This is a genomic window from Streptomyces sp. B1866 (assembly GCF_031932565.1).
Classification (GTDB): Bacteria; Actinomycetota; Actinomycetes; order Streptomycetales; family Streptomycetaceae; genus Streptomyces.
This window is the reverse complement of record NZ_JAVSCF010000271.1, coordinates 1-8328: the sequence shown is the minus strand read 5'-3', so window position 1 is coordinate 8328 and position 8328 is coordinate 1. Positions and strand designations below refer to the sequence as shown.

Sequence of the window (8328 nt, the reverse complement as noted above, 5' to 3'; positions counted from 1 at the left end):
GCGCGGCGACCTCGGGCACGTGCAGCGGCGGCTCGGCGCGCCACACCAGGTCGACCCGCACCTCGTCGGCGACCAGCGCCTTGAGCCCGGCCGGGGTGTCGCAGGCGATGACCCGGCCGCGCTCCAGCACCGCGACCCGGTCCAGGACGGTCTCCGCCTCGACGACGTTGTGGGTGACCAGCAGGACGGTCACGCCGCGCTCGGCCCGGCGCCGGTCGACGGCCGCCCACACGGCGCGGCGGGCGACGGGGTCCATGCCGGTGGTGGGCTCGTCCAGCACCAGCACCGGCCGCTCGCCGACCAGCGCGGCGGCGACGCAGGCCAGCCGCCGCTGCCCGCCCGACAGCTTGCCCACCGGCCGGCCGGCCACGCCGGCCAGGCCCAGCTCGTCCAGCACGGCGTCCCGTTCGGCGCGGGCGGTACGGGCGGGCAGGCCGCGCAGCCGGCCGGTGGTCTCGGCGGCGAGCGCGACGGTCAGCTCGTCCAGGGCGGTGGAGTGCTGGCTGAGGTAGCCGACGAGCCGCGCGGCGCGCTCGGGGTGCCGTACGAGGTCGTGGCCGAGCACCTGGACGCTGCCCGCGTCGGGCCGCAGCAGGCCGGTGAGCTGCCGCACGAGGGTGGACTTGCCCGCGCCGTTGGGGCCGAGCAGGCCGAAGACCTCGCCGGGCGCCACGTCCAGGTCGATGCCGTCGCTGGCCCGCACGGCGGGCTCGGCGAACGCGCCGCGCCGCCCGCGCACGGCGGGGTAGGTCTTGACCAGGCCGCGCACGGTGCACGCGGCGCCGCCGCCCATCGCCTGTGTCGTGCCCGTCCTCACGAACTACGAGAGTACGCGCCCGCCCGGCCCGTCCCGGCCCCGGGGCGGCGCGCCGGAGGCCCGGCGCGCCCGGCGGGCGGAGGTGCCGGCGCGGTCCGGGCCCGGGCCGTGCCTGGTCAGCCGTCGCCCGCGGCGCGCTCGGCGCCCGACCGGGCGTCGATCTCCCGCCAGAAGCCGGCCCGGATCGCGTAGCGGTCGTTCTCGTCGATCTGGTCGTCCTTGTGGGCCAGCAGCCCGAAGCGGGCCGCGTAGCGCAGCAGCTCGCCGTCGATGCGGTGCGGGATGCGGGGGTAGGCGCCGGACAGCTGGGCGAGGTGCGCGGGCTCGGCCAGCCGGTCGATCCACCGCCGGGCGAAGACCTGGCCCACCTCGAAGGGGTCGCCGCTGACCGCGGTGATGTCCGCCTCGCGGTCGGCCCAGCGCTGCTCGGCGCTGGTGAGCTGGGCCAGCATGGGCAGGCCCGCGGTCTCCGGCGGCTCGTCCGCGCCGCCCGGGCCGCGGTCGATCCAGCCCCGGTCGGAGGACCAGCGCAGGGTCGCGCTCGGCACGGGCTGCGGGGCGGTCTGGCCGGCCGGCCCGCGGCCCAGGATGGCGAGGTCCTTCGGGGTGGGCACGCCTCTGGAGCCGGGCGCGGAGCCGGTGTCCGCGGAGTCCCGCTCGGCGCCGTCGGCTCCCTCCGGGCCGGCTCCGGGGGTGCGCGGGCCGGGTCTGGGGCGGGCGGCGCCGTTGCGCGCGGGGGGCGCGTCGGCGGGCACCGGCGCGGGCGCGGCCGTCTCCGGCAGCGGGGCGGCGAGGATGGCGGCGATCTCCGGGCGGGGCGCGGGCGGCGGCGCGCACGGCCCGGTGAGCTCCTTCACGCGCACCGCTCCGGTGATCCAGCTGCGGTCCAGCACCCGCCGCTCGTCGGCCTCGGCGACCAGGTCCTCGGACTGGTTGTAGTCGCCGTCGGCGGCCTGGACCGCCCACAGGTGGACGGCCACGCCGTGCTCCTTGGCGGACATCAGGCCGGGCAGCAGGTCGCCGTCGCCGGTGACGAGCACGATGTCGGAGCAGGCCCGGTTGCGCGCCAGCTCGGTCAGCTCGGCGTGCATGGCGGCGTCCACGCCCTTCTGCGCCCACCGCCCGTCGCTGTGGGTGAGGGCACCGAGCCGGACGGTGACGCGAGGCATGACGCGCAGCCGCCGGTGCTCGGGCTGCGGCACCCGGTCGGGGGCGCCGTCGAACCAGTAGATGCGCAGCAGGGGCCGCTCGGTCTCGGCCTCGGCGCGCTCCCGCAGCCCCTGGATGAGGGTGGCGTGGTCGACGGAGATACGGGTCCGGGCGGGCTCTCCGGCGAGCAGGCTCGCGGCGGCGCCGAGCAGGTACCCGGCGTCCACCAGGACGACGCAGCGGTCCACGTTCCACCCTCTTTCCTTAAAGTCCGGGTCGGTCACCCCCCGACACAGACACGCGGCCGTGTCCCCCCGTTTCCCTTTCCGGCTTTTCTTCGAGTCTGCCCGACGGTGCGAGCCTTATCTGTCCGAACTGGATCAACGGCGTGACGGTCACGGCCCGCCCCGAAGATCTTTCTCCCGGATCGGGTGACCCTGCCCCCATCTGCGGGGAGGGCGCCCCGATGGGGTTGGTGCCTGCCGTCTCCGGGAGGTCCGGGCACCCGGCGGACAGGACGCGCCGCACGGTGCGGCAGGTGCGCCGCTCGTTCGGGGATGGGCAGGGGGCCGTTCGGGCAGGGTTACACACCGTAGGACCGTTCGCGGTCACACAGAGGCGAAGACCGGCGGGCGGCTGCCGGATCGGCCTCGTCCGAGTGAGCACCGGAAGGAGGTGCACCATGGGCGGCTGGGTCGAAGACGACGACGGCGACATCCGGGTTCCGGACGACGTGCCCGACGACGACGAATAGGCGCACGGCGGATGGCCCGGACCAACGGGGGCCCGGTGGCCGGGGGGCAGTCCGCTCCCGGCCACCGTCGTGCGGACGCGTCGGTCCTGCCGGGCACGTCGATCCTGCGTCCGCCGCCACCTGTGACAGGGCCCCCTTCGGGCCTGCTCCGCAGCGCTCACGGGTCCGTCGGCAGCCGTCCTGCGCATCTATGGATTCGTTAAGGTGGGGTCTCACCCGACACACTGGATCCGTCCCCGCGAGGAGTTCGTCCCACTGTGGCTGACAACTTCGTTCACCTGCACGTCCATACCGAGTACTCGATGCTCGACGGGGCCGCGAAGAACAGCAAGCTGTTCGCCGAAGTGGAACGCCAGGGCATGCCCGCGGTCGCGATGAGCGACCACGGCAACATGTTCGGGGCCTACGAGTTCTACCAGGTGGCGCAGAAGACCAGCGTCAAGCCGATCATCGGCATCGAGGCGTACGTCGCCCCGGAGTCCCGGTTCACCAAGAAGCCTCTCTTCTGGGGACCTGGAGGACAGCGGGCCGTCTCGGACGACGGTGAGGGCAGCAAGGACGTGTCCGGAGGCGGCCGGTACACCCACATGACCATGTGGGCACGGAACGCCGACGGTCTTCGGAACCTCTTCCGCCTCTCGTCGCTGGCCTCCTTCGAGGGCTATTACGGCAAGCCCCGAATGGACCGCGAACTGATCGCCAGGTACGCGGAGGGCATCATCGCCACCACCGGCTGCCCCTCCGGTGAGGTGCAGACCAGACTGCGGCTGGGCCAGTACGCCGAGGCGGTGAAGGCAGCGGCCAGCTATCAGGAGATGTTCGGGAAGGAGAACTACTTCCTGGAGTTGATGGACCACGACCTGGACATCGAGCGGAGCGTCCGCGAGGACCTGCTGAAGATCGCTCGGCAGTTGGACATCCCGCTGCTGGCCACGAACGACTCACACTATGTCACCGAGGACCAGGCGGACGCCCACGACAGCCTGCTGTGCGTGGGGGTGGGCCGGAACAAGGCCGACACGAACCGGTTCAAGTTCAACGGCTCGGGCTACTACATCAAGACAGCCGCCCAGATGCGGGAGTTGTTCCGTGAACTCCCTCAAGCCTGCGACAACACGCTGTTGATCGCCGAGCGTGTGGATTCCTACGACCAGGTCTTCCAGTATGTCGACCAGATGCCGCAGTTCGACGTACCCGAGGGCGAGACCCAGGAGTCGTGGCTTCGACAGGAGTGCCTGAAAGGGCTGACGGAGCGATACGGGGACCCTTTGCCCCAGGAGGTCATCGAGCGTTTCGAGACCGAGATGAAGGTCATCGGTCCGATGGGCTTCTCCTCGTACTTCCTGGTGGTGGCCGACATCTGCCGATACGCTCGCGACAACGGAATCTCCGTAGGGCCGGGCCGTGGGTCGGCGACCGGCTCCATCGTCGCCTACGCGACCCGCATCACCGAACTGGACCCGCTCGAACACGGCCTGCTGTTCGAGCGTTTCCTCAACCCCGAGCGTATCAACCCGCCGGATGTCGACCTCGACTTCGACGACCGCCAGCGGGACCAGATGGTCCGTTACGTCACCGAGAAATACGGGTCCGAGTACACCGCTCAGGTCAACACCTTCGGCACCATCAAGGCCAAGGCCGCTGTCAAGGATTCCAACCGCATCCTCGGCTACCCGTTCTCCCTGGGCGACCGCATCACCAAGGCCATGCCGCCCGACGTCATGGGCAAGGGCATTCCGCTGGACGGGATCTTCAACGCGGAACATCCCCGGTACAACGAAGCCGGAGAAGTCCGGCAGATGTACGAGAACGAGCAGGACGTCAAGAACGTCATCGACACCGCCCGGGGCATCGAAGGGCTGATCCGCGGCACCGGCGTTCACGCGGCCGCTGTCATTCTCTCCAAGACACCGCTACTCGACCTGATCCCGATGCACATGCGGGACAAGGACGGCGTGATCATCACAGGCTTCTCGTACCCGCAGTGCGAGGAGATGGGCCTGATCAAGATGGACTTCCTGGGCCTGCGGAACCTGGGCATCATCGATCATGCCATCAAGATCGTCAAAGAGAACCGTGGCGTATCCGTCGAGACCGACAAGATCCCGCTGGACGACAGCAAGACCTACGAACTCCTGGCGCGGGGTGACACCCTCGGCATCTTCCAGCTCGACGGTGGGCCGATGCGCTCGCTGCTGCGGTTGATGGAACCGACCCGCTTCGAGGACATCGCCGCCGTTCTGGCCCTGTACCGGCCGGGGCCGATGGCCGCCAACGCGCACACCAACTACGCACACCGCAAGAACGGCCGCCAGACCATCGAGCCCATCCACCCTGAACTGAAGGACGCTCTGGAACCCATCCTGGGCACCACGTTCCACCTGCTCGTCTACCAGGAGCAGATCATGGCCATCGCCCGGGAACTCGCGGGGTACAGCCTCGGCGGCGCTGACCTGCTGCGGCGAGCGATGGGCAAGAAGAAGCCCGAGGTGCTGGAGAAAGAATGGGGCAAGTTCTCCTCCGGCATGAAATCCAACGGCTACTCCGACGAGGCCACCAAGGCCCTGTGGGACGTCATGCTGCCGTTCTCCGGCTATGCTTTCAACAAGTCACACACGGCCGGATACGGATTGGTGTCGTACTGGACCGCCTATCTGAAAGCCAACTATCCGGCCGAATACATGGCGGCCCTGCTGACTTCCGTTGACGACGACAAGGACAAGGCATCCGTCTACCTCGCGGAGGCCCGGAAGATGGGCATCAAGATCCTCTCCCCGGACGTGAACGCGTCGGTCGCCGACTTCTCAGCCGTGGGGGACGACGTCCGCTTCGGCCTCAAGTCCGTCCGCAACGTCGGCTCGAACGTCATCGACTCCCTGGTCAAGACCCGCAAGAGCAAGGGGAAGTACACCTCCTTCGCCGACTTCCTCGACAAGTCGGAGATCGTGGTCTGCAACAAACGGACCATCGACTCGCTCATCAAAGCCGGTGCCTTCGATTCCCTGGGCCACACCCGCAAGGGACTGTGCGACATCCACGAGAGCGCCGTCGACTCCGTCATCCCGGTCAAGAAGCAGCAGGCCATCGGACAGGACGACCTTTTTGGTTCGGTCGCCGCCGACGGGGACGCCCCGGGCATCGGCCTGAACTTCCAGGCCAGCGACCAGGAGTGGAATCGCAAAGCCAAACTCGCACTCGAACGGGAAATGCTCGGCCTGTACGTCTCCGCTCACCCTCTGGACGGCGCCGAGCACATCCTGGCCCGCAATCGCGACACCTCCATCGCCGAACTCCTCGACTCGGGGCGGACCGGTGGCGAGGTGAAGGTCGCGGGACTGATCACCGGAATCGACCGGCGGATCAACAAGAGGGGCGACGCCTGGGCGATTGTCACTGTCGCAGACCGGGACGCGAGCACGGAGATCCTGTTCTTCCCCAAGTCCTACATGCTGGTCCAGCACGAACTGGTCGACGACAACGTGATCGCCGCGCGGGGCCGCATCAACGAACGCGACGGCGCCATCAGCATCTTCGGAGAAGAGCTGACCCCGCTCGACATCTCCTCGGCCGAGAACGGCGGGAAACCTCCGGTGATCCTGGTCCTGCCCGAGCACCGGATCAACCGCCAGACGGTAGCCGAACTCAAGCGCACACTCCGCTCCCATCCTGGGGACAGCCCCGTCCGTTTGAGGGTTGAAAGCCGCCGGAAAACGACCGTCTATGAACTCGGTTTCCTGGTGAACTCCGAGAACATCGCCTCGGATATCAAGGGCGGATTCGGCCAGGCCGCCTGGGGCGGGGTCGCCATCTGAACGATCCGGGCACGATCGCGCGCCGTCGTCCCACACCGCCCCCCGCCCGCCGTCCGCCGACACGCAGCTGATCTGGTCCACGTGTCGCCTGCACTCACACGTCCGCGCTGTCCCCGAGGAGGACCACCCTGATGCCGACGACGCCCACCCTCTCGGCCCGGGCGGAGGAGCGCGGCGAGCACGTGCTCTCCGTCTTCGGCACCGCCTTCGGCGCGCTGCTCGCCGCCGACCCGGCCGCCTTCCGGGTCAAGTTCCGCAAGATGGCCGCCTCGGCGTTCGCCTTCTACCGGGGCACGGCCTGCCTGTTCTACGCCGACCTCGACGGGGAGCGGGACGCCGGCCCGTATCTGGACGAGCGCACCAGCCGGGTGTGGATCCACGGCGACCTGCACGCCGAGAACTTCGGCACCTATATGGACGCCAACGGCCGCCTGATCTTCAACGTCAACGACTTCGACGAGGCGTACGTGGGCCCGTTCACCTGGGACCTGAAGCGCTTCGCCGCCTCCGTGGCGCTGATCGGCTACACCAAGGCGCTCAGCGACGAGACGATCAGCGAGCTGGTGCGCACCTACGCCGCCGCCTACCGCGAGCGCGTCCGGGCGCTGGCCGCCGGCGCCCCGGACCACGAGGTGCCGCCGTTCACGCTCGACACCACGCGCGGGCCGCTGCTCGCGGCGCTGCGCGACGCCCGCTCGCTGACCCGCTTCGGGCTGCTGGACTCGATGACCGAGATCCGCGACTACGAGCGGCGGTTCACGCCCGGCGGCGGCGCCGTCGCGCTGGACGAGGCCACGCGCGAGAAGGTCCTGGCGGCCTTCGAGGACTACCTGGAGACGCTGCCCGCCGCCAGCCGCACCCGGCCCGACTCCTACCGGGTGAAGGACGTGGTCGGGCGGCGCGGGATCGGCATCGGCAGCGCCGGGCTGCCGTCGTACAACATCCTCCTGGAGGGCAACAGCGACGCCCTGGAGAACGACGTCGTGATCTACATGAAGCAGGCGCAGACCCCGTCGGTCTCCCGGCACATCACCGACGAGCGGGTGCGCGGCTACTTCCGGCACGAGGGGCACCGCACGGTCATCTCCCAGCGGGCCCTCCAGGCGCACGCCGACCCGTGGCTGGGCTGGACCGAGCTGGACGGGGCCGGGCAGCTGGTCGCCGAGGTGTCGCCGTACGCGGTCGACCTGGACTGGTCCGACCTCGACGACCCGGGCGAGATCGCGGCGGTCGTCGCCGACCTGGGGCGGGCCACCGCCACCATGCACGCGGCGGCGGACGACCAGAGCGGCCACTCGCTGGTGCCGTTCTCCACCGAGCGGGCCATCGACGCGGTGATCGCCGCGGACGAGGACGGCTTCCCCGAGCTGCTGGTCGACTTCGCGCACTCCTACGGGGCGCGGGCGCGGGCCGACCACCAGATCTTCGTGGACCTGTTCCGCAACGGCCGCATCCCGGGGCTGTGACCCGCGGGCGGACCACCGGCCGGACGCCGCCGGGCGCCGCCCGCGGCGCCGCCGCCGCTGCCCGGCCGGGGCCCGAGCCGTACGGTCCCCGGCCGGATCCGGTGTTCGTACCATAGGGTTACCGGCCATGCAGCAGCCTGATGACCAGTCCGGCAACGGACACGACCCGCGACGGGACGCGCCGCCACAGCCGCCTTCGCACGCCGACACCTGGCCGGGCACGGACCCGCGGGCGGCCGGGCCCGCGGGCGGCCCGCCGCCCGGTCCCCCGCCGGCCGCTCCCCCACCGCCTCCGCCGCCTGCGCCGGTCGGGCGGGCCGAGGCCCCCGG

4 protein-coding genes are annotated in these 8328 nt (G+C 70.4%); 2 read left to right on the top strand and 2 right to left on the bottom strand.

The features are described from left to right. On the bottom strand, positions 1-793 hold a 793-nt coding region (locus RKE29_RS25340), incomplete at its 3' end, for an ABC transporter ATP-binding protein (RefSeq protein WP_312007952.1). Positions 794-933: 140 nt separating this feature from the next. Continuing rightward, complete coding sequence (locus RKE29_RS25335; protein WP_312007951.1) at positions 934-2214, bottom strand: NYN domain-containing protein; 1281 nt, start codon at positions 2212-2214, stop codon at positions 934-936. Positions 2215-2977: 763 nt separating this feature from the next. On the opposite strand from RKE29_RS25335, the gene dnaE reads away from it, so the two are divergent. Both dnaE and RKE29_RS25325 read left to right on the top strand, forming a co-directional pair. Beyond that, positions 2978-6532 carry a DNA polymerase III subunit alpha gene (gene dnaE / locus RKE29_RS25330; protein WP_312007950.1) on the top strand — a complete coding sequence of 1185 codons (3555 nt, stop codon included), beginning with the start codon at positions 2978-2980 and terminating at the stop codon, positions 6530-6532. Between the two features lie 131 nt (positions 6533-6663). Continuing rightward, positions 6664-7998 (top strand): DUF2252 domain-containing protein, encoded by a 1335-nt coding sequence (locus RKE29_RS25325; RefSeq protein ID WP_312007948.1) that lies wholly within the window; start codon positions 6664-6666, stop codon positions 7996-7998. Positions 7999-8328: the final 330 nt, after the last annotated feature.

What these genes read in the sequence shown, in the direction of transcription:
- RKE29_RS25325 (WP_312007948.1), top strand. Translation starts at nt 6,664, where the DNA reads ATGCCGACGACGCCCACCCTCTCGGCCCGGGCGGAGGAGCGCGGCGAG.